The following is a 21,223-nucleotide window of genomic DNA, read 5'->3' on the forward strand; positions in this document are numbered from 1 at the left end:
TTCTGAGGTCATCTATCTCATTGAAAATAGGTGTCTCTAATGGCATTGTTTTCGATATTCGCAACACCCGAAACGGGGACCTCCGCCATGGACATCGGGGACCGGCTGCGCCAGCTGCGGCTCCTGCACGGCATCTCCCAGCGCGAGCTGGCGAAGCGGACGGGCGTGACCAACTCGACCATCTCTCTGATCGAGTCCAACACCTCGAACCCCTCGGTCGGCGCCTTGAAGCGGATTCTGGAGGGCATCCCCATCGGCCTCGCGGAATTCTTCGCGTTCGAACCGGAGGCACCAAAGCAGACATTCTATGCCGCCGAGGAACTCACCGAAATCGGCAAGGGCGCGATCTCCTATCGCCAGGTGGGCGAGCGCCTGTTCGGCCGCAAGCTGCAGATTCTGAAAGAGTGCTATCAGCCGGGAGCCGACACCGGCGTCGTCCCGCTGGTCCACGAGGGCGAGGAAGGCGGCATTGTCCTGTCCGGCCGGCTGGAGGTGACGGTCGACGCCGTGCGGCGCATCCTGGGTCCCGGCGACGCCTATTATTTCGAGAGCCGCCGCCCGCACCGCTTCCGCTGCATCGGCCCGCGCCCCTGCGAGGTCATCAGCGCCTGCACCCCGCCGAGCTTCTGACGGCCTATCCGGCGTGCGCGCCCCAGGCCGGGAAGAGGTGGCCCAGCGCGGCGCTCAGCATCTCCATGGCGATGGCGGCCAGCACGATGCCCATCAGGCGCTTGGAAATGCTCAGCGCGGTCGGAGAGAGGATGGAAGAGAGGGCGGGTGCCGCGGCCATTGCGATGCCGAAGAACACCACATAGCCGATAAGCCCGAGATAGAACCCCGCCGCGCCGCCCGCGGTGGCGCTGGAGCCGGAGAAGATGATGATTGTCGTCATCGTTCCCGGCCCGATGGAAAGGGGAATGCCCAGCGGGTAGACGCCGAGGCTGGAAGCGGAGCTGAAGGTCTTCTTTTCCGCCTCCGTGCCGGCGTGCGCACTGTGTTCCTCGCCGCTGAGCATGGAGAGCGCGAGGAGCAGCACGATGAGGCCGCCCGCCAGCTGGAAGTGGGTGACATCGATGCCGAACATGCCCAGCACGAACCGTCCGCCCAATGCGCAGACAAGGCAGCCGAGCGCCACCGTCGCGTTCAGCACCAGCATGGTGCTGCGCCGCTCGGCCGGCGAGCGGTCCGCCGTCAGGCTGAGGAACACCGGGATGATCGTCAGCGGATTCATGATGGCGAAGAGCGCCGCGAACAGCTTGGCGGACAGCGTCAGATCGATACCGGCAAAGTTCACGTCGCAAGCCCCCCTGCGGCGGACGAGTCAGGATGCCACCGTCCCTAGGTGTTTAATCCCGGCATGTGGTGAGTTGGAGTGAGCGTGAAACATTCTGGCTCTGAAGTCCATCGTTTGGAAACCGGAACGGGGGATGGTCCCCTCGGAAGGCCGGTTGAGGCGCTCGGCCTATGCCGCAGGGCAGAGGCCACGCGGGACAGCTTCGACGGGAAGCGCCCAACAACCGGCCCTCGCCCCAGAAATATTGCGGCGCAATATTGAATAAATCCTACAGGACAACCATGCGGTGTCGCACCTGTTACATACTCAATAAGTATCGAAACATACCCAGTTGATCTTAGAGAATGCGCCTCCGCGCGTATAGCTTCACGCTGCGGCCATACCCGGGCTGGAAGCGCTCACCTCCCTCCCGGAACACTATGGCGGTGCCTCGTCTCCATCCGGGCCCGCACCATGCCTGTTCCCGCGTCGGCGGGGCGACGGCATGCCGAGACCGGGACTCTTCCTGTCGCTGACGGCGCCTCGTTCGCGAACGACGCCACGGCGATGAGCAACAAGCAAAACCATTGAGGAAAGCCCGATGCCAAACCGCCTTCCGCTCACGCGGGATGTCAAGGAGATCATCGACGCTGGGTCAATGACCGGCGCCCGGTGGGCCGTGGTCGGACTGTGTTTCGTCATTGCCCTGCTCGACGGCTTCGACACCCAGTCGATCGCCTTCATCGGGCCGGCCATCGCGCAGGATTTCAAGATGAATCCTGCGGACATGACCTGGGTCATCACGGCCAGCATCATCGGCATGGCGATCGGCGCCATCGGGCTCGGCAGCTTCGGCGACCGTTTCGGCCGCCGCAAGGCGATCATGATCGCCATCGCCCTGTTCGGTGCCTTCTCGCTGGCCGGCGCCTATGCGACCTCTCCCACCCAGATCATCGTGCTGCGCTTCCTGATCGGCCTCGGCATGGGCGGAGCGACGCCCTCCGTGCTCGCGCTCACCGGCGAGTACAGCACCGCGCCGAAGCGCGGGCTCATGATCACCGCCGTGCTGCTCGGCCTGCCCGCCGGTGCGATGCTGGGCGGCCTCATCGCAGCGAGCTGGCTACCCTTGCTCGGCTGGCGGGGCATCTTCCTGCTCGGCGGCGCGCTTCCGCTCGCCTTGCTGGTCGTCATCTACGCCCTCCTGCCGGAATCCCCTGCCTTCCTCGTGTCCCGCAACAAGGCCGACGACCAGGATCAGGCGCGGCGCCTGCTGGCGCGGATGACCGGCCAGATCGTGCCCGCCGACGTGCAGATCATCAGCCCGGTCAAGGTGGAGAACGGCGCATCCATTGCCGGCCTGTTCGAGGCGCGCTATCGCAGTGTCACGCTCGCGATTTCCGCGATCTACCTCTTCAACTGGATTGCGTGGTTCCTGCTGCTGCAGTGGCTGCCCACCGCACTGACCACGCTGGGCCTCGAAAAGGCGCAGGCGGCGTATGGCACGGTCACGGTCAACGCCGCGTTCATCGCCATGGCGCTGCCGCTGTCGGCGCTCCTGCCCAAGGTGGATCCGCGCAAGCTCCTGACCGTGATGTTCATGGTCGGCATCGCCGTGGCGATCGGCCTCGGTTTTGCGGGCGACCGCTGGCCCGTGGTCTTCGTCCTGATCGCCCTTGCGGGCTTCGGCATCGGCGGCCAGCAGCTCGTGCTGAACTACCTGATCGCCAACGCCTATCCCACCCAGCTGCGGGCCACGGCGACCGGCTGGGGCATCGGCATCGGGCGCTCGGGCGCCATCGTCGGCTCGGCCGTCGGCGGGCAGCTCCTGTCCGGCGCCGGTCCGTCGGGATACTTCATGGCGCTGGCGATCCCCCTCGCACTCGCAGCGTTCGCCACCCTCACGGTGCGCCGGACGTCCAGCGAGGGCGCCGCCGTACCTGCCGCCTCGCACTGAGTGCGCTCCCGCGGGGCCTCCAGTGGCCCCGCGGGTCTCCGCCCGAGATCCAGCCGCACAGAAGGGGAAAACCCGTGTCGGACCAGACCACCCGCCCTCAACGCTTCGCAGGCAAGAGCCTTGTCGTCACCGGCGCAGCCCAGGGTGTCGGCAAGCAGGTCGCGCTGGACGCCGCCGCCGAGGGCGGCCGCGTGCTGGTGGTGGACCGTTCGCCCATCGTCGCCGAGGTCGCCGCCGAGATCGAGGCAGCCCATGGCGCCGGCCGCGCCGTGGCGATGGTGGAGGATCTTGAGACCTACGCCGGCAACGACCGGGTGATGGCGCAGGCCGATGCCGCGTTCGGCAAGATCGACGTGCTGGTGACCAATGTGGGCGGCGCCATCTGGATGCGGCCGTTCCAGGAATTCGACGAGCGCCAGATCACGGCCGAGATCAGCCGCTCCCTGTTTCCCACCCTGTGGGGCTGCCGCACCGCTTTGCCCTACATGCTGCGCGAGGGGCGCGGGGCGATCGTGAACGTGTCGTCCATCGCCACCAAGGGCATCAATCGCATTCCCTATTCGGCGGCCAAGGGCGGCGTGAACGCCCTCACCGCCTCCCTTTCGTTCGAACTCGCGGGCACCGGCATCCGGGTCAATGCGGTCGCGCCGGGCGGGGTTTCGGCACCGCCCCGCCGCGTGCCGCGCGGCACCGATCCCATCTCCGAGCAGGACAAGGCGTGGATGCAGGAGGTGGTGGACCAGACCCTGCGCGCCACCCATCTCGGCCGCTATGGCGAGCTTCAGGAGATCGCCGCCGCGATCCTGTTCCTCGCCTCCGACGAGGCGTCCTACATTACCGGGACCGTGCTGCCCGCGGGCGGCGGCGACCAGGGCTGACAGGCGACAGCCCCGAGCCTATTCGGCGAAGGACGGCCGCGTCGGCAGATTGTGCTCGGCGCTGAGCCAGGGCGGGTTCTCCGCATACATCTCCCTGATGACCTCCTTCACCAGATCGATGTAGGGCGAGGTGTCGCCCACCCGGTGATAGAGGATCACGGGAGACGTGGCGCGTTCCCCCTCGAGCAGCCGGTAATGCACGTCGCTGCGCATCTGCCGCGCCGATGAGGGGATGACGCACAGACCGGTTTCGGCTGCGACGAGGCCGAGCGCGGTCTGGATTTCGCGCACCTCCTGCACCTCCGCCGGCCGGACATCGTGCCCGTGCAGCAAATTGAGCACCTGGTCGGCATAGCCCGGGCGCGGCTCTTTCGGATAGACGATGAGCTTCTGACCCGTCAGCGCACCGATGGGCAGGGGCGCGCTGTCCTGGGCCAGCGGCGTATCCTTGGGGATGGCGACGGTCAGGCGCTCCTCGCGCAGCACGATCTCCACCACACCGGAATCGCTGTGGTGCAGGCGCCCGAAGCCGATGTCGATGCGTCCTTCCTTCAGGGCCGGTATCTGCTGCACAGACATCATCTCCAGCACCTGGATCTCGATATCCGGCGTCCGGTGGCGCAGCTTGCGCACCAGCGAGGGCAGCCCGCCATAGAGGGTCGACGCCACGAAGCCGATGGACAGCACGCTGTTCTGGTTCAGCCCCACGCGCCGCGTCGCCGCGCGCATCTGTTCGACCCGCCCCAGCACCTGCAAGGCCTGCTCGTAGAACAGCCGGCCCGCCTCCGTCAGCCGCACCGGACGGCTGTTGCGGATGAGGAGGGCGACGCCCAGTTCGTCCTCCAGCGCCTGAATCTGACGGCTCAGGGGTGGCTGGGCGATGTTGAGCTGCTCGGCAGCGCGGGTGAAATTGCGCTCCCGCGCAACCCCAACGAAATACCGAAGCTGGCGAAGATCCATCCCACGCCCCCTCCGCGGGCACAATTTTTATGGTCACTTGCGGTATGTTGCGGCGCGGCAAGCTGCCGTTCCATTACATTTTTTCCGACATAATACCCCTTGAGTATAATTGTAAACACAAAAGGTTTTGGACGGCGGCGCCCGTCGTCCGCAAGGTGTCGCCATGAACGCGACCTTTGCACATCCCATCCCGACCTCTGCTCCTGCCCGCGCCGTCATCGAGCGGGTGGAGACGGCGCTGATCGACCTTCCGACCATCCGGCCGCACAAGCTCTCTGTCGCGACCATGAACGGCCAGACGCTGATGCTGGTGCGCGTTCTGTGCAGCGACGGGGTGGTCGGCATCGGCGAGGGAACCACCATCGGCGGCCTCGCCTATGGTGGTGAGAGCCCGGAGAGCATGAAGCTCGCGGTCGATACCTATTTTGCGCCCCTGATGGTGGGGCAGGACCCCACCGCCGCGCGCGCGCTGATGCTGCGCATCGGCAAGATGGTGAAGGACAACCGCTTTGCGAAGAGCGCCGTCGAGACCGCCCTTCTCGACGCGCAGGGCAAGCGCCTCGGCCAGCCGGTGAGTGAACTGCTGGGCGGTCGCCTGCGCTCCCGCCTGCCGGTGGCCTGGACCCTCGCATCGGGCGATACCGCAAAGGACATCGCCGAGGCGGAGAAAATGCTGGAGCTGCGGCGCCACCGCATCTTCAAGCTGAAGATCGGCGCGCGGACGCCGGCGGCCGACGTCGCCCATGTCGCGGCCATCAAGCGCGCACTCGGAGACCGCGGCGCGGTGCGGGTGGACGTCAACATGGCCTGGAGCGAGACCGACGCGGCCTACGGCATGGCCGCCCTCGCCGACGCCGGCTGCGAGCTGGTCGAGCAGCCCGTCGCCACGGCCGCCGGACTGGCGCGGCTGGTGCGCCGCTTCCCGGTGGCGCTGATGGCCGACGAGTCGCTCCAGGGGCCGGAGAGCGCCTTCGAGATCGCGAAAAACGCCGGCGCCGACGTGTTCGCCATCAAGATCGAGCAGAGCGGCGGCCTGTTCCAGGCCCAGCGCGTGGCCGCCATCGCCGATGCGGCCGGCATCGGCCTTTATGGCGGCACCATGCTGGAAGGCGCGGTGGGCACCATCGCCTCGGCCCAGCTGTTCTCCACGTTCGTCAATCTCCAGTGGGGCACCGAGCTGTTCGGACCGCTGCTGCTGACCGAGGAAATTCTCGCCACGCCCCTCACCTATGCCGATTTCGAGCTGGCCGTGCCTGCCGGGCCGGGCCTCGGGATCGCGCTCGACGAGGATCGCGTGGACTTCTTCACCCGGGGCAGGCCCCGCAAGACCACGAGCGTCGCCGTGTAGGGCGCGCCACACCCGGTTCAACAATTTGCACGAACGCGCAGCCGGCCCCCGGGCGAACTCCGCCCTGACGCCGACGAAGCGCAGCATCTCGAGGGAGGATAGCCATGCCAGCGACTGCCGAAAGGACCCCTGATCTCGATCTCCTGCTCGCGACCGCGGTGCAGGACGACAAGGAGGCCGGCGTCTTCCGCTGCCGCCGCGACATCTTCACCAACGAAGAGCTCTTCGAGCTGGAGATGAAGCATATCTTCGAGAGCAACTGGGTGTATCTGGCCCATGAGAGCCAGATTCCCGAGAACAACGATTACTACACCACCTCGATCGGCCGCCAGCCGGTGGTGGTGACGCGGGACAAGGCGGGCGAACTCCACGCCGTCATCAATGCCTGCGCCCATCGCGGCGCGCTCCTGTGCCGGCGCAAGCACGGCAACAAGGGCAGCTTCACCTGCCCCTTCCACGGCTGGACTTTCTCCAACACCGGCAAGCTGCTCAAGGTGAAGGACGAGAAGACCACCCAGTATCCGCCCCAGTTCGCCAAGAACGGCTCCCACGATCTGAAGCGCGTGCCGCGTTTCGAGAGCTACCGCGGCTTCCTGTTCGGCAGCCTGAAGGAAGATGTGGCGCCGCTCGCCGACTATCTCGGCGAGACCAAGGCCATCATCGACCTGATCGTGGACCAGGCACCGAACGGCCTTGAAGTGCTGCGGGGGAACTCGTCCTACATCTATGACGGCAACTGGAAGCTCCAGATGGAGAACGGCTGCGACGGCTATCACGTCAGCTCCGTTCACTGGAACTACGCGGCGACCATGGGCCGGCGCAAGGTGGAAGGCACCAAGGCGGTCGACGCCAACGGCTGGAGCCGGTCCGTCGCCGGCGTCTACGGCTTCGACAACGGCCACATCCTGCTGTGGACCAACACGATGAACCCCGAGGTGCGCCCGGTCTACGGCCACCGCGAGGAGATCGCCGCCCGGGTCGGCCAGGAGCGGGCGGACCTCATCGTCAACCAGACGCGCAATCTCTGCCTCTATCCCAACGTGTTCCTGATGGACCAGTTCAGCACGCAGATCCGCGTCGCGCGGCCCATCAGCGTGGACAAGACGGAAATCAGCATCTTCTGCTTCGCCCCCAAGGGCGAAAGCGCCGAGGACCGGGCGCTGCGCATCCGCCAGTACGAGGACTTTTTCAACGTCTCCGGCATGGGCACCTCGGACGACCTTGAGGAGTTCCGCGCCTGCCAGGTCGGCTATGCCGGCATCTCCGCGCTGTGGAACGACCTGTCGCGCGGCGCGCCCCTGTGGATCGAAGGTCCCGACGAGAACGCACTGCGCCTGGGCATTCGTCCGCTGCTCTCCGGCGAGCGCAGCGAGGACGAAGGGCTGTTCGTGCGCCAGCACGAATACTGGGCGAAGGTGATGCGCCAGGCCGTATCGCCCCGCGAGACGGGAGTTGCGGCATGACCATCTCCCTCGAAGCCGCCCGCGCCTTCCTCTATCGCGAGGCGCGCCTGCTGGATGACCGCGCCTGGGACGAATGGCTCACCTGCTACGCGCCCGATGTCACCTACTGGATGCCCGCCTGGGATGACGACGACCGGCTCACCGAAGACCCGCAGTCGCAGATCTCGTTGATCTACTACCCCGACCGCGACGGGCTGGAAGACCGCATCTTCCGCATCAAGACCGAGCGCTCCGGCGCCTCCACGCCGGAGCCGCGCACCAGCCACAATGTGACCAATGTCGAACTCATGGCCACGCGGCCGGGCGAGATCGACGTCAGGTACAATTTCCACACCCTCAGCCACCGCTACAAGGTGACGGACCAGTTCTTCGGAACCATGTTCGTCACCCTGCGCGAGGATGAGGGGCAGATCATCATCTCGGCCAAGAAGATCGTTCTGAAGAACGACTACATCCGCCAGGTCATCGACGTCTACCACGTCTGACAGGCATCGATATCCGGCCCAGGGAGGGTTCCATGTCCAGCCATACCATCGCGCTCAATTTCGAGGATGGCGTCACGCGCATCATCGACTGCAAGGCGGGCGAAAAGGTGCTCGACGCGGCGTTCCGCAACAAGATCAACCTGCCCATGGACTGCTCGGACGGGGTCTGCGGAACCTGCAAGTGCCGCGCCGAAAGCGGCGTGTATGATCTGGGCGAAGACTATATCGAGGACGCCCTGACCGCCGACGAGGCGGCGCAGGGGCTGGTGCTGACCTGCCAGATGGTGCCGTCCAGCGACTGCATCATCGCCGTGCCGGTCAGCTCGCTCTCCTGCAAGACGGGGCTTCAGAAATTCGCCGCGACGGTGGCGCAGGTGAGCCTGCACAACGACGCCGCGGTGGTCCTGGAACTGGACGTGGACGGCCCTGCGCCCGTCTTCCTGCCGGGGCAATACGTCAATATCGACGTGCCGGGCACGGGGCTCAGCCGCGCCTATTCCTTCTCCTCGGCGCCGGGCGAGACGCGCATCTCCTTCCTCATCAAGAGGATTCCCGGCGGCCTCATGAGCTCCTGGCTGGCGCGGGCGAAGCCGGGCGACAAGCTCACTCTCAACGGTCCGCTGGGCAGCTTCTATCTGCGCGATACAAGCGCGCCGCTGCTCTTCCTCGCCGGTGGCACGGGCCTCGCGCCCTTCCTCTCCATGCTGGAAGTGCTCGCCCGCGCCGGCTCCCAGCAGCAGATCCATCTCGTCTACGGCGTGACACGCGATCTCGATCTCGTGCAGGTGGAGACGCTCGAAGCCTACACCGCTCGCCTGCCGGGCTTCAGCTTCACCACCGTGGTGGCTGACGAAGCTTCGGCCCATCCGCGCAAGGGATGGGTCACCCAGCACATGCCCGACGACATGCTCAGCGCGGCACCGGACGTCTATCTGTGCGGCCCCCCGCCCATGGTCGATGCCGTGCGCCACCATTTCGAGGCGACGGGCGTGACGCCCAACTGCTTCCACTACGAGAAATTCACGCCCAACGCGCCGCTGAAGGAAAGCGCCTAGGGCGCGTGCCAGCGAACAAGATCAAACGTGCAAAAGCACTCCGGGGAGGAAACACATGCGAAACATCGATATCACGGACGCCATCGACAAGGCGCCGTTCGGGCGCTTCCAATGGACGGTGGCCGCGCTCTGCGGGCTGCTGCTGGTGGTGGATGGCTATGACGTCTTCGTGGCCGGCACGGTGCTGCCCGCGCTGATGAAGGAGTGGGGCCTCAGCAAGCCGCAGGCCGGCACCCTTCAGGCCTGGGCGCTGTTCGGCATGATGTTCGGCGCCCTCGTCTTCGGCCCCCTCGCGGACAGGATCGGCCGCAAGAAGGGCATCGCCATCTGCTTCCTCCTGTTCACCACGTCCACGCTGCTTGCCGGCTTTGCCAATTCGCCGACCCAGTTCGGCATCTTCCGGTTCATCGCCGGTCTCGGCTGCGGCGGCCTGATGCCGAACACGGTCGCGCTGATGAACGAATATGCGCCCAAGCGCCTGCGCAGCACCATGGTGGCCGTGATGTTCTCCGGCTATTCGGTGGGCGGAATGGTGGCCGCCGGCTTCGGTATCGGGCTCATCCCGCAGTTCGGCTGGAAGCCCATGTTCTTCATCGCCGCCGTGCCCCTGCTCCTGCTGCCACTGGTGCTGTGGAAGCTGCCGGAATCCCTCGGCTTCCTGCTCCGTCAGGGCAAGGAGGCAGAGGCCCGCGCGATCTGGGCGAAGGTCGCCCCCTCCGCCCGGCTCGATACCTCCGACAGGCTGGTATTCACCGAGAGCAAGAGCGCGTCGGCCTCTGTCATCGAGCTGTTCCGCGACCAGCGGGCGGTCAGCACCGTGATGCTGTGGGCCGCCTTCTTCTGCTGCCTGCTGCTGGTCTATCTGCTGTCGTCCTGGCTGCCCAAGGTTCTGCAGGAAGTCGGCTATGCTGAGACTGCCAGCCTCCTGAGCCTCTTCTCGCTCAATTTCGGCGGCATGCTGGGGGCGATCCTCGGCGGACGGCTCGGCGACCGCTTCGGCCTGCCGCGGGTGGTGGTCGGCTTCTTCACCGCAGCCGCCGTGTCCATCGCGCTTATCGGCTTCGGCCTGCCGGCGCCCCTGCTGTTCGTGATGGTCTTCATCGCCGGCGCCACCACCATCGGCACGCAGATCCTGCTCTATGCCAGCGTGGCGCAGCTCTACACTCTGTCGATCCGGTCCACCGGTCTCGGCTGGGCGTCCGGCGTGGGCCGCATCGGCGCCATCGTCGGGCCGACGCTGGGGGGCGTGCTGCTGGCCCAGGAGCTGCCGCTGCAACAGAATTTCCTGATCTTCGCGGTGCCCGCGGCGCTTTCGGCCCTCGCCATGCTGGTGTTCGCGGTGAACGCCGCGCGCCGCACCGCGACGGTCACGGCTGTCGCGACGGCCTAGGGAGCCGCTTCCGCGGCCCCTCATCGATCGGGCATGACGACACCTGAACAAGATCAACCGGCGCAAGGGGCGAACTGAAGCCCTCGCCACCAGACACGTGGAGGACACAAGGATGGGTGTGAAGATTTTCAACGGCAAGGACGTGCAGGACTTCCTGCGGGTCATCGCCAACCTGGACGGGACCGGTGGCAACGAGCGGGCCAAGCAGGTGGTGCACCGCATCGTCTCCGACCTGTTCAAGACCATCGAGGATTTCGACCTGACCCCGGACGAGGTCTGGCTCGGCATCAACTATCTCAACAAGCTCGGCTCGGAGGGCGAGGCGGCGCTGCTGGCGGCCGGCATCGGCCTTGAGCACTACATCGACATGCGCCTCGATGCCGAGGATGCCGAGCTGGGCATCACCGGCGGCACGCCGCGCACCATCGAGGGGCCGCTCTATGTGGCCGGTGCCCCCGAGCAGAAGAGCAAGGCGCGCCTCGACAAGAATCCCGACGCCGACGCCGGCCCCCTGCGGATCCACGGCATCGTCACCGGTCCGGACGGCGCACCGGTGGCGGACGCCCTGGTGGAAGTCTGGCATTCGGATTCCAAGGGCTTCTACTCGCATTTCGACCCCACGGGCCGGCAGAGCGAGTTCAATCTGCGCGGCGCGATCCGCACCGGCGCGGACGGGCGCTATGAGGTGCTCACCCGAATGCCGGCCTCCTATGGCTGCCCGCCCTCGGGCGCGACGCAGACCCTGCTGAACCAGCTCAACCGCCACGGCAACCGCCCGGCCCATGTGCACTTCTTCGTCACCACGGATGCCTTCCGCAAGCTGACGACGCAGTTCAACATCGAGGGCGACCCGCTGATCTGGGACGACTTCGCCTTCGCCACCCGCGAAGGTCTCATCCCCCATGTGGTGGAGCGCACCGGCGGCGCGGCGGTCGGCTTCGAGGAGGACGCCTACCGGGACATCGAGTTCAACATCGAACTCACCCCGAAGGTCGCCGGCAAGGACAACCAGATCGTCGAGCGCGCCCGCGCCGCGGCCTGAGCGAAAGAACCGGCGGCAGCGCGAATGCTGCCGCCGGACACGCACGGGAAGCCACGAATGCCCGAGGACGCCTCTCTTCGACAGCCGCCGACAAGCGCCCGCCCGGCGCGGTGGCACGACGTGCTCTGCGTGCTGCCGCATCGGGACGGCGACCTCGCGCGCCTTGATGAACTGGCGGCGGCGGATGCGCCCGTCGTTACCGTCATCGGCAAGTACAATCACGGCAAGAGCCGGCTCCTCAACGAGCTGATGCGCCGAGACGCCTTCGCCGTGGCCGACCGGCGCCAGACCATCCAGCTGGCCGAGTGCCGGCACGCGGGCGTGCGCTGGCTCGATGCTCCGGGGCTGGATGCGGACGTGGCCGGGGAAGACGACCGGCACGCGTTCCGGGCCGTCTGGCTTGCCTCCGACATTCGCCTGTTCGTCCATGCCGCGCGCGAAGGCGAGCTGGACGCCGCGGAACGGGCGCTTGTCGAAACCCTGCGCGCCGACAGCCACCGCACCCGTCGCGAGACGCTGATCGTGGTCACGCAGGCAGACCAGATGGAGGACGACGACGCGCTCGGCCGCGTGGTGTCCGCCATCGCGGATCAGGTGCCGGGCGCGGGCCTCTACGTCGTCTCTTCCACCCGGCATCGCCGGGGACTGGAAGACGCCAAGACCCTCCTCATTCAGCGCAGCGGGATTCCCGAGCTGGAACGCGCTCTGGCGGACGCGCTTGCGCGGGTGCCGGCCGCGCGGGCTCATGAGGCGCGCCTGTTGCTGGGCGAAATCCGCGCGGAACTTGAAACTGTCCGGAACGCCGAGGCTGAGACGCTGGCGTCCCTCCGGCAGCAACAGATGGCCCAGCGGCACGCCTTCGACGACGGGCTTGAGACCCTGCTCGCGGTGATCGGCGGGGACATGGAGGAGGTCGTGTCACGCGCCGGCCCCGACCTCGCGCTGGTGGCGGACACCGGCCGTGAGCGCTACGCCACGACCGCGGCGAAGCTGGAGCGCGCGCGCATCCAGGTGGCCTATTCCAGGGCGTGCATCCGCCTCGACGGCTTCCTCGCGGGCCATGGCGTCTCCGGTCTGCCGCAAGAGCAGCAGACCGCCGCCGGCAGCCTCAACACGGTCATGGTCGCGGTCATGGGCGTCTCGGTGAAATTCCGAGCGGACCTGCGCCGCATGTTCTGCGAGGAAGCTGGGCGGGCGCGGCTGCAGGCGGCCTTCGCCCACTATTTCGAGCTATCGCGATCGCGGGCGGCTCTGCGGGACAGGGTCGCCGAGGCCTCCGCCGCACTGGATGCGACCGACCGCGCCCTCGCTGCCCTGCCAGCGGACGCCGCGCCATGACGGCGGAGACGATGGACCGCAGCGCCCCCTCGCCGGCGCTCCATGCTCCAGCCACACGCGCGGCGATGTCCGAGGAACAGCGTTTCATGGCCGAGGTCGAGGCGGTCGCGCTCGGCTCGGAAGACCTTCGACCCGCACTCGCACGTCTGGACGACTGGCTTTCAAGTCTCGGCGCGGGCCTGGTCGGTGCCTGCCTCTCCACCGCAGCATTGCGGGAGGACAGCGAAATCGGCCGACGCATCGCGGCGGCGAATGCCGTGATCGACACCTGCATCTCGGACTGGCCACGGCAACGCGACGCGCTGCGGCCCGCCGAGGCGCTGGCCCGGAGCCTGGACCAGGCCGTCGTCCTGCTGGTGTTCGGCAAGTTCAATGCGGGCAAGAGTTCGCTCTGCAATCTCATGGCCGACCGCTTCGCGGCCCACGGCTTGGAAGTGAACTCCTTTCATCTCGATGCCGACGGACGCCTGGAGCCCTGCGCCCGCTTCACGGAAGGCGCGATCGAGACCACATCCCGCATCCAGGGCATCCGGCTGGGCCAGCGGCTGGTGCTGCTCGATACGCCCGGCCTCCATTCCGCCACCGGCGAGCACGCGGCGCTCACCCGCCGCTTCGTCGACTGCGCCGATGCTGTGCTGTGGCTCACCAGTTCCTCAACGCCGGGACAGGTGCAGGAGCTGGAGGAGCTTGCCGGCGAATTGCGCCGCGCCAAGCCCCTGCTGCCGGTCATTACCCGCAGCGACCGCTATGAAGAAGACGAGATCGACGGCGCGCTGGTGAAGCTCATGCGCAACAAGACGACGGCCGACCGCAGCGGGCAGGAGGCGGACGTGGCGGAGCGTGCGCGCGACAAGCTCGCAGCCCTGGGGCTGGACGTGGCGCTGCTGCGCCCGCCCCTGTCTGTCTCCGTCCATATGGCCCGGGCGGAGGAAGAGAGCCTCGCGGCCATGGCGTCGGCGGGCATGGATCGCCTCTATGCCGCCCTGCGGGCCCTCGTTTCGCCGGCACTGGCCTATCGACGCCGCAAGCCGGCCGAGGTGCGGCTGCGCCATCTGGACGAGACCGTCCTGGGCGGCCTGCAAGCGCTGCTGCGGCCCGCGCTGGAACAGCTGAATGCCGCGCTGGACGACGCGACAGCCCAACTCGACCTCCGGGGCACGCAAATGCAGGAGGATGTATGGCGCGCCATCGTCCCCCTTCTGCCGGACCTGCTCGACGCCCACGCTCCTGAGCGGGATGCGGATGGCGTCCGCCGCAGCGTATCGCAGGCGCTGCAATCGGCATGGGGCGAGGCGCGGGACGCCCACTTCAGCGACTATCGGCTCGGCCGCGATGGGCAACCTGCGCCATTCGAACCCGCCCCGGACATCGGCTTCGAGGAGATCGTGATCGAGGTGGAGGGGACCCGCCAGTCCGTTGGCGTCGACGCCACGCGCCTGCACGCGGCCCTGGAGCGGGAGATCGGGGATTGGGTGGCCGTGGCGGGCGACCACGCACGGGAAGAATGCGCCGCGTGCCTCCGCGAGGTGATGGCGGACGTCGCGCGCCTCGACGCCGTCCTTCGCGCCCACGAGGCGAGCCTTCGCGACATCAGGAACGACCTGCGCGCACCGGCTTGAGCGGGCCTTGATTCATCCGCGATGAACGCAGACCCCGGCAAACGCCCGGCGGGCCGGGCGCACCCATGAACCAGCTTCACCAATCGGTGTGTTTTTCGCGTTACCGGCCTTCGGCGGCTTTCGGCATCATCGCGCCCCTAAAAGACCAAGGCACGATGAGGAGACGACCGTTGAGCGCCCAAGCCCCTGCCACCACTGGCGATGTCGCCATTTCCGCCCACCTTGGAGCCACCCGTTCGGCGGCGCTCCAGCCCATGGCGCATGCCATCCGCTTCCTCGCGGTGGATGCCATTCTCGCGGCGGGCGAAGGACATCAGGGCGTTCCCCTCGGAATGGCCGAGATCGCGACGGTGCTCTATAGCCGTCACCTCAAGTTCGATCCCGCCGACCCCACCTGGCCGGACCGCGACCGGGTGGTGCTCTCCAACGGGCACGGCTCCACCCTGCTCTATTCCCTGCTGCACCTCACGGGCTATCACCACATCTCGCTGGACGCTGTGAAGAGCTTCCGTGAACTCGGCTCGACCTGCGCCGGCCATCCGGAATACGAGCCCGCCGCCGGCATCGAGACCACCACCGGCCCGCTCGGGCAGGGCATCGCCAACGCGCTGGGCATGGCCATCGCCGAAGCCCATCTCAACGCCCGCTTCGGCGACGGCCTTATCGATCACCGCACCTGGGCCTTCGTCGGCGACGGCTGCCTGCAGGAAGGCGTGGGGCAGGAGGTGATCCAGCTTGCCGGCCACCTCAAGCTCGGCAAGCTCACCTTCTTCTGGGACGACAATGCCATCACCGACGATGGCTCCACCGAGCTGTCTATCTCCGAGAATGTGGCCGAGCGCTTCCGCGTGGCCGGCTGGCATGTGGTGGAGATCGACGGCCACGACATCGAGGCCGTGGACGCCGCCATCCGCGCCGCCAAGGCCGATCCCCGCCCCTCCATGATCGCCTGCAAGACGACCATCGCCCGCGGCATCCCGCGCCTCGAAGGCCAGCGCGGCGGCCACTCCGGCAAGCTGTTCCCGGACGATCGCCTCGCCATGGCGGAGCGCTTCGGCTGGACCGGCGGCAGCTTCGACATTCCAGCGGACATCGGCGCCGACTGGCGCGCCACGGGCAAGCCGGGCGCCGAGACGCGGGCCGCATGGCGCAAGCGGCTCGCCGCCGCCGGCAATGCGGTGCAGGACGAGTTCCAGCGCACCATGTCCGGCATCCTCAGTGAAGGCGCGCGCGAGGCCATCCACGCCTACAAGGCGAAGGCGGCGGCTGAGGAGAAGGCGGACTTCTCCATCGCCACGTCGGGCGACATCGCGGCGGCGCTCTATGAGGCGCTGCCCGACATCATGACCGCCTGCGCAGATCTGGAGGCGCCCACCAACCACAAGCGCCAGCTTTCCGCCTTCACGGCGAAGGACCGGGCCGGCCGCTACATCCATTGCGGCGTGCGCGAGCATGCCATGGGCTCGCTGGCCAACGGCATGGCGGCCCACGGCGGCATCATCCCGCTCGCCGTCACCTACCTGCCCTTCTCCGACTATGAACGCCCGGCTCTGCGCATGGCGGCGCTCATGGGGCTGCCGGTGAAGTTCGTGTTCAGCCACGACTCCATCGGCATCGGCAAGAACGGGCCGACCCACCAGCCGGTGGAGATCATCGCCTCGCTCCGCGCCATGCCCAACATGACCGTGCTGCGCCCCTGCGACGCCATCGAGGCGGCCGAGGCGTGGGAGATCGCGCTCGAGCACCGCACCGGCCCGGTGGCGCTCATCTTCGCGCGCCAGTCCCTTCCGGCCCTGCGTCGCGACGGTGGCGCCGAGAACCGCTCGGCCCGCGGCGCCTACGTGCTTCAGGAGGCAGAGGGCGGCGCGCGCCGCGTCACGCTCATCTCTACCGGCTCGGAGGTGCAGATTGCTGCGGAGGCCCGTGCGCTGCTCCAGGCGCAGGGCATTCCCACCGCCGTCGTGTCCATGCCCTGCTGGAGCCTGTTCGAGGCGCAGGATGCCGCCTATCGCAAGGCGGTGCTGGGCGAAGGCACGGTGCGCGTCGCCGTGGAAGCGGCGGTGAAGTTCGGCTGGGAGCGCTGGATCGGCGAGGACGGCGGCTTCGTGGGCATGACCGGCTTTGGAGCCTCCGGCCCGGCCGATGCGTTGTACCGGCACTTCGGCATCACCGCAGAGGCCGTCGCCGAGGCCGCCCGCGTGCGCCTCTGAGCCCGTCGCGACAATCAGAAAGAACAATACCATGCACAAGATCGTCGTTCTCGACCGCGACACCATCGCGCCCGAGGTTCAGGTCCGCCGCCCGTCCTTCCCCCACGAATGGGTGGAACATGCCCGCACCAGCGCAGGCGAGGTGATCGAACGGGCGAAGGATGCCACCATCATCATCAACAACAAGGTGGATCTGCGGGCCGACACGCTGGCCCAGCTGCCCAACCTCAAGCTCATCGCCATCGCCGCCACCGGCACCGATTGCGTGGACAAGAAGGCGGCGGCCGCGCAGGGCATTCCCACGGTGAACATCCGGGGCTATGCCAAGGCCACCGTGCCGGAGCACACCTTCGCGCTGCTGCTCTCCCTCGCCCGCTCCATCGTGCCCTACCGGGCCGAGGTGCTGGAGGGCGCGTGGCAGGCGGCGCAGCAATTCTGCTTCTTCACCAATCCCATCGTGGACCTGGCGGGCCGGCGGCTCGGCATCGTCGGCGCCGGCGTGCTGGGCTCGCAGGTGGCCGGCATCGCCCGGGCCTTCGGCATGGACGTGGTGTTCTACGATCCCATGGCGAAGCCGGGCACGGCGGGCGTCGTAAGCCTCGACGAGCTGATCGAGACCTCCCACGCCATCACCCTGCACTGCCCGCTCACCGACGAGACGCGCGGCATGCTCGACATGGCCGCCTTCCGGCGCATGAAGAACCGGCCGATCATCATCAATACCGCGCGCGGCGGGCTGATCGTGGAGGAAGACCTGGAGGTCGCCCTCGACGAGGGGCTGGTGAGCGCCGCCGGCCTCGATGTCACCCTGCCGGAGCCCCCGGCCCCCGACAGCGCCTTCATGCGGCTCGCACGGCGGCGCAACGTCATCTGCACCCCGCACATCGCCTGGGCCTCGCTGGAGGCGCAGCAGGCGCTGGCCGACCAGCTCATCGACAATATCGAGAACTTCGTGGCCGGCCGCCCCTCCAACGTGGTTTCGCCGGACTGAGGCGGCTCGCAACGTTTCAGTCTCGCGCGATGCGCCGGCCGGAATCCTTTCCGGCCGGCGTTTTCTTGTGCCCGCGCGGACAGGACAAAAAAAGGCCCACCGGCGAACCGGCGGGCCTTCAGGCTAGGGAGCTTGTAACCCCGAGGCGGGGCCCGGTCTGCGCCGGGCGCCCGCCTCAGGGCAGGAAACTCAAGGCAAGAAACTCAGGGCAGGAAGCCGATGGAGATCCACGGCACGGCAGCCACCACCGCCAGTCCGATGAGCAACACCAGCATGTAGCCGACGATGGGTTTCATGCCCTCGTCCGGGTTCACGTTGCCAATGGCGGTCGCGCAGTAGTAGCCGACGCCGAAGGGCGGCGCGAAGAGGCCGATGCCCATGGCGAGGATGACCACCATGGCATAGTGCACCTCGTGGATGCCCATCTGCCGCGCGATCGGGAACAGCAGCGGCCCGAACAGCACGATGGACGGGATGCCCTCCAGCACCGAGCCGAGGATGATGAAGGCGAGGATGGAGACCACCATGAAGGTGGCCGCGCCGCCCGGCAGGCCGGACATCACATGGGCGAGGGCCTGCGAAAAGCCGGACTGGGTGAGCGCCCAGGCCATGCCCGTTGCCGCGCCGATGATGAGCAGGATCGCGCCAGAGAGCGCGGCCGTGCTGATCATCATCGGGATGACCCGGCTCCACTCGAACTGCCGGTAGACGAGCAGGCCCACCACCACGGAATAGATGATGCCGATGGTGGAGACCTCGGTCGCCGTGGCGATGCCCTCCATCACCGCGCCACGGATGACGAACGGCAGGGCGATGGCCGGCAGCGCGATGCCCGCGGACCACAGGATGTCCTTGGCCGAGACGCGCTTGACGTCGGAGAGGTCGTCGTTGCGGTAGCGGTAGCGCACGAGGAGGCACAGCGCGAGGCCGAGCACCAGAGCGGGCAGAAGTCCGCCGGTGAACAGCGCCGCGATGGACACGCCCGTGACCGAGCCGATGGTGAGCAGCACGAGGGAGGGCGGGATCGTCTCCGTCTGCGCGCCGGTGGCGGCGAGCAGGGCCACGAGATCGCCCTTCTTGGCGCCGCGCTTCACCATTTCCGGGAACAGCACCGGCGTCACCGCCGCCATGTCCGCCGCCTTCGAGCCGGAGATGCCCGAGACGAGATACATGGCGCCGATCAGCACGTAGGAGAGGCCGCCGCGCACGTGCCCCAAGAGGCTGGCGAGGAAGCCCACCAGCGCCCGCGCCATGCCGGTCATCTCGATGAGCAGGCCAAGGAACACGAACAGCGGCACCGACAGCAGGATGAGGTGGCTCATGCCCTCGTCCATGCGCCCCACCACCACCGCGAGCGGCGTCGTGGTCGTGAAGGTGAGGTAGCCCACCGTCGCGAGGCCGAACGAGAAGGCGATGGGCACGCCGGCGAACACCGATGCCGCCACGAGGCCGACGAGGAAGATCAGCAGGTTGTAGTTGCCCAGCGTCTTCAGCCAGGGAGAGGCCACATGGCCGAGACCGACCGCCAGCAGGAGGCAGACGCACACCACGGCCACCTGCTTCGGATTGGCGGCACGCAGCACTTTCAGGAAGCTCACCAGCGCCATGAGGCCGATGCCGATGGGCAATGCGGCCGCCTTCCACGTGTTGGGCACGTCGAGGGCCGGCAGCGTGACGAACATCTCGTCTTCGGCATACTCGATGGCGGGATGCAGCACCGCCACGAGGAACACCAGGGGCGCGGCGAGGGCCAGCGTCTCCAGCACCGATCTCACGCGCGGCGAGGCCATGCTCACCAGCGCGGTCATGCGCATGTGGCTATCGCGCTGGAGCGCCAGCACGGCGCCGAACATGGCGAGCCAGATGAAGAGGACGGACGCAAGCTCGTCCGACCACACGATCGGGCTGTGCAGCGCATAGCGCTTCACCACACCCACGAAGAGCACGGTGATCTCCGCCAGCACGAGCGCAGCGGCGAGATATTCCACCACGCGGCAGATGGCGGTTTCCACACCGAATACGGCGCGGCGCCAGCCGGTGGGAAGCGCCGGGGGCGGCGCTTCCTCTGTGGCGTAGGCTTCGTGCAGCGCGTGGCTCTCGTCCAGAGCGTGGGCTTCCCCCAGCGCGTGTTTCGGCGGGGGCATGGAGTGGGATACGTGCTGGGACATGTTCACCCCCCGAGCTTGCCGACGGCGGCCTCGAGCAGGCCCCACGCTTCATCGCCATACTTGGCCTTCCACTCGCCGTAGAAGGGGGTGGAGGCCAGCGCCTTGCGGAACTGCTCGCGGTCCACGTCGATGAAGGTGATGCCCTTGGCGGTGAGGTCCGCGCGCAGGCTCTGGTTGAGCGAAGCGATGTCGGCGCGCTGGTCCACGGCGGACTTGTCCAGTTCGCGGGTGACGACGGCGCGAACGTCCTCAGGCAGCGTGCCCCAGGCGCGGCGGTTGCCGAGGATGACGTAGCCGTCCCACACGTGGCCGGTCATGGAGCAGGACTTCTGCACCTCGTAGAGACGGGTGGAAGCGATGATCGCGAGCGGGTTCTCCTGGCCCTCGACCACCTTGGTCTGGAGCGCGGAATAAAGCTCGTTGAAGTTGATGGGCGTGGCGCCAGCATTCAGGGACTTGAACACCGAGGTCAGCATGGGCGCGGGCGGGACGCGGATCTTGAAGCCGTTCAGATCCTGCGGGGTGCGGATCTCGCGGGTGGACGAGGTGATCTGGCGGAAGCCGTTGTCCCAGAACTTGGCGGGAGCGACGAGGCCGGTCTTCTCGATCTGCGTCCGGATGTACTTGCCGAGATCGCCGTCCACCGCCTTCCACACGGTCGCGTAGTCCGGGAAGGCGAAGCCGGTGTTGACGATGCCGGAGACGGGAACCAGCGTCGCGAGGATCGAGGTGGAAAGGTTGAAGAACTCCACGCCGCCCGAGCGCACCTGGGCGAGAAGGTCGGTGTCGGAGCCGAGCTGGTTGGCCGGGAACAGCTTGATCTCGACGCGGCCGGAAGTGGCCTCGCGGATGCGGTCGAGGGCTTCCTGCGCGCGCTTGTTCACCGGGTGGGTGGGGTCCTGGCCGGTGGCGTACTTGTAGGTGAATTCGGCGGCCTCGCCCCGGCGGGTGAGGATGCTGAACAGCGGCAGCGCGGCGCCTGCGGCCAGCACATGACGGCGGGTCAGGCCGGTTTTGGTCGGTGTCATGGTGTTTTCTCCCTAGTGTGC

General features: G+C 67.5%; 17 protein-coding genes. 13 read left to right on the top strand and 4 right to left on the bottom strand.

All coding sequences use genetic code 11. The annotated features are described in order from the left end of the window. Window positions 1–39: 39 nt before the first annotated feature. On the top strand, window positions 40–630 hold the full coding sequence (locus EJ105_RS14000; protein WP_051679096.1) for a cupin domain-containing protein: 591 nt from the start codon (window positions 40–42) through the stop codon (window positions 628–630). Window positions 631–634: 4 nt separating this feature from the next. Here EJ105_RS14000 and EJ105_RS14005 read toward each other — a convergent pair whose 3' ends face one another. Continuing rightward, a complete protein-coding gene (locus EJ105_RS14005) occupies window positions 635–1,294 on the bottom strand; it encodes a MarC family protein (RefSeq protein ID WP_250166807.1) in 660 nt (219 codons plus the stop codon). Between the two features lie 580 nt (window positions 1,295–1,874). Here EJ105_RS14005 and EJ105_RS14010 point away from each other — a divergent pair. Both EJ105_RS14010 and EJ105_RS14015 read left to right on the top strand, forming a co-directional pair. Next, the gene (locus tag EJ105_RS14010) at window positions 1,875–3,227 is read left to right on the top strand and encodes an MFS transporter (RefSeq protein ID WP_250166808.1); all 1,353 of its coding nucleotides are present in this window, start codon (window positions 1,875–1,877) and stop codon (window positions 3,225–3,227) included. A gap of 74 nt (window positions 3,228–3,301) precedes the next feature. Continuing rightward, on the top strand, window positions 3,302–4,105 hold the full coding sequence (locus EJ105_RS14015) for a 1,6-dihydroxycyclohexa-2,4-diene-1-carboxylate dehydrogenase (protein WP_250166809.1): 804 nt from the start codon (window positions 3,302–3,304) through the stop codon (window positions 4,103–4,105). Window positions 4,106–4,123: 18 nt separating this feature from the next. On the opposite strand, the gene EJ105_RS14020 is transcribed toward EJ105_RS14015, so the two are convergent. Further along, window positions 4,124–5,065 (bottom strand): LysR family transcriptional regulator, encoded by a 942-nt coding sequence (locus tag EJ105_RS14020; protein WP_250166810.1) that lies wholly within the window; start codon window positions 5,063–5,065, stop codon window positions 4,124–4,126. 163 nt (window positions 5,066–5,228) lie between these two features. Between EJ105_RS14020 and EJ105_RS14025 the strand changes: the two genes are divergently transcribed. From EJ105_RS14025 to EJ105_RS14070, 10 genes are all read left to right on the top strand, one after another. After that, window positions 5,229–6,413, top strand: a complete 1,185-nt coding sequence (locus EJ105_RS14025) for a muconate/chloromuconate family cycloisomerase (protein WP_250166811.1) — start codon at window positions 5,229–5,231, stop codon at window positions 6,411–6,413. A gap of 104 nt (window positions 6,414–6,517) precedes the next feature. Continuing rightward, window positions 6,518–7,876, top strand: coding sequence for a Rieske 2Fe-2S domain-containing protein (locus EJ105_RS14030; protein ID WP_029557564.1), 1,359 nt, complete (start codon window positions 6,518–6,520; stop codon window positions 7,874–7,876). Continuing rightward, on the top strand, window positions 7,873–8,361 hold the full coding sequence (gene benB / locus EJ105_RS14035) for a benzoate 1,2-dioxygenase small subunit (RefSeq protein ID WP_250166812.1): 489 nt from the start codon (window positions 7,873–7,875) through the stop codon (window positions 8,359–8,361). The genes EJ105_RS14030 and benB overlap by 4 nt, the downstream gene beginning before the upstream one ends. 32 nt (window positions 8,362–8,393) lie before the next feature. Beyond that, window positions 8,394–9,416 (top strand): benzoate 1,2-dioxygenase electron transfer component BenC, encoded by a 1,023-nt coding sequence (benC, locus tag EJ105_RS14040; RefSeq protein WP_250166813.1) that lies wholly within the window; start codon window positions 8,394–8,396, stop codon window positions 9,414–9,416. Window positions 9,417–9,471: 55 nt separating this feature from the next. Continuing rightward, window positions 9,472–10,806, top strand: a complete 1,335-nt coding sequence (locus EJ105_RS14045) for an MFS transporter (protein WP_250166814.1) — start codon at window positions 9,472–9,474, stop codon at window positions 10,804–10,806. A 112-nt stretch (window positions 10,807–10,918) separates the two neighbouring features. Continuing rightward, window positions 10,919–11,848, top strand: coding sequence for a catechol 1,2-dioxygenase (catA, locus tag EJ105_RS14050; protein WP_250166815.1), 930 nt, complete (start codon window positions 10,919–10,921; stop codon window positions 11,846–11,848). Window positions 11,849–11,905: 57 nt separating this feature from the next. Continuing rightward, window positions 11,906–13,186, top strand: a complete 1,281-nt coding sequence (locus EJ105_RS14055; RefSeq protein ID WP_250166816.1) for a GTPase — start codon at window positions 11,906–11,908, stop codon at window positions 13,184–13,186. Further along, a complete protein-coding gene (locus tag EJ105_RS14060) occupies window positions 13,183–14,805 on the top strand; it encodes a GTPase (RefSeq protein ID WP_250166817.1) in 1,623 nt (540 codons plus the stop codon). Before EJ105_RS14055 ends, EJ105_RS14060 begins: the two co-directional genes overlap by 4 nt. 254 nt (window positions 14,806–15,059) lie before the next feature. Continuing rightward, window positions 15,060–17,015: a transketolase gene (gene tkt / locus EJ105_RS14065; RefSeq protein WP_250166916.1), complete on the top strand. Its 1,956-nt coding sequence runs from the start codon at window positions 15,060–15,062 to the stop codon at window positions 17,013–17,015. 31 nt (window positions 17,016–17,046) lie between these two features. Continuing rightward, window positions 17,047–18,006, top strand: coding sequence for a D-2-hydroxyacid dehydrogenase (locus tag EJ105_RS14070; RefSeq protein ID WP_250166818.1), 960 nt, complete (start codon window positions 17,047–17,049; stop codon window positions 18,004–18,006). A 203-nt stretch (window positions 18,007–18,209) separates the two neighbouring features. Here EJ105_RS14070 and EJ105_RS14075 read toward each other — a convergent pair whose 3' ends face one another. Together EJ105_RS14075 and EJ105_RS14080 are read right to left on the bottom strand one after the other, a co-directional pair. After that, a complete protein-coding gene (locus EJ105_RS14075; protein ID WP_394042297.1) occupies window positions 18,210–20,150 on the bottom strand; it encodes a TRAP transporter large permease in 1,941 nt (646 codons plus the stop codon). 26 nt (window positions 20,151–20,176) lie between these two features. Next, window positions 20,177–21,202 carry a TRAP transporter substrate-binding protein gene (locus EJ105_RS14080; protein ID WP_024280057.1) on the bottom strand — a complete coding sequence of 342 codons (1,026 nt, stop codon included), beginning with the start codon at window positions 21,200–21,202 and terminating at the stop codon, window positions 20,177–20,179. Between the last annotated feature and the right edge of the window lie 21 nt (window positions 21,203–21,223).

This window comes from Xanthobacter aminoxidans (assembly GCF_023571765.1).
Classification (GTDB): Bacteria; Pseudomonadota; Alphaproteobacteria; order Rhizobiales; family Xanthobacteraceae; genus Xanthobacter; species Xanthobacter aminoxidans.

Excerpts from the sequence above, each read along its gene's own strand:
- EJ105_RS14070 (WP_250166818.1), top strand. The coding sequence starts at position 17,047 with ATGCACAAGATCGTCGTTCTCGACCGCGACACCATCGCGCCCGAGGTT.
- EJ105_RS14045 (WP_250166814.1), top strand. The coding sequence starts at position 9,472 with ATGCGAAACATCGATATCACGGACGCCATCGACAAGGCGCCGTTCGGG.
- EJ105_RS14055 (WP_250166816.1), top strand. The coding sequence starts at position 11,906 with ATGCCCGAGGACGCCTCTCTTCGACAGCCGCCGACAAGCGCCCGCCCG.
- benC (WP_250166813.1), top strand. The coding sequence starts at position 8,394 with ATGTCCAGCCATACCATCGCGCTCAATTTCGAGGATGGCGTCACGCGC.
- tkt (WP_250166916.1), top strand. The coding sequence starts at position 15,060 with ATGGCGCATGCCATCCGCTTCCTCGCGGTGGATGCCATTCTCGCGGCG.
- EJ105_RS14030 (WP_029557564.1), top strand. The coding sequence starts at position 6,518 with ATGCCAGCGACTGCCGAAAGGACCCCTGATCTCGATCTCCTGCTCGCG.
- EJ105_RS14020 (WP_250166810.1), bottom strand. The coding sequence starts at position 5,065 with ATGGATCTTCGCCAGCTTCGGTATTTCGTTGGGGTTGCGCGGGAGCGC.
- EJ105_RS14000 (WP_051679096.1), top strand. The coding sequence starts at position 40 with ATGGCATTGTTTTCGATATTCGCAACACCCGAAACGGGGACCTCCGCC.
- EJ105_RS14025 (WP_250166811.1), top strand. The coding sequence starts at position 5,229 with ATGAACGCGACCTTTGCACATCCCATCCCGACCTCTGCTCCTGCCCGC.
- EJ105_RS14060 (WP_250166817.1), top strand. The coding sequence starts at position 13,183 with ATGACGGCGGAGACGATGGACCGCAGCGCCCCCTCGCCGGCGCTCCAT.
- EJ105_RS14075 (WP_394042297.1), bottom strand. The coding sequence starts at position 20,150 with ATGCCCCCGCCGAAACACGCGCTGGGGGAAGCCCACGCTCTGGACGAG.
- EJ105_RS14010 (WP_250166808.1), top strand. The coding sequence starts at position 1,875 with ATGCCAAACCGCCTTCCGCTCACGCGGGATGTCAAGGAGATCATCGAC.
- catA (WP_250166815.1), top strand. The coding sequence starts at position 10,919 with ATGGGTGTGAAGATTTTCAACGGCAAGGACGTGCAGGACTTCCTGCGG.
- benB (WP_250166812.1), top strand. The coding sequence starts at position 7,873 with ATGACCATCTCCCTCGAAGCCGCCCGCGCCTTCCTCTATCGCGAGGCG.
- EJ105_RS14080 (WP_024280057.1), bottom strand. The coding sequence starts at position 21,202 with ATGACACCGACCAAAACCGGCCTGACCCGCCGTCATGTGCTGGCCGCA.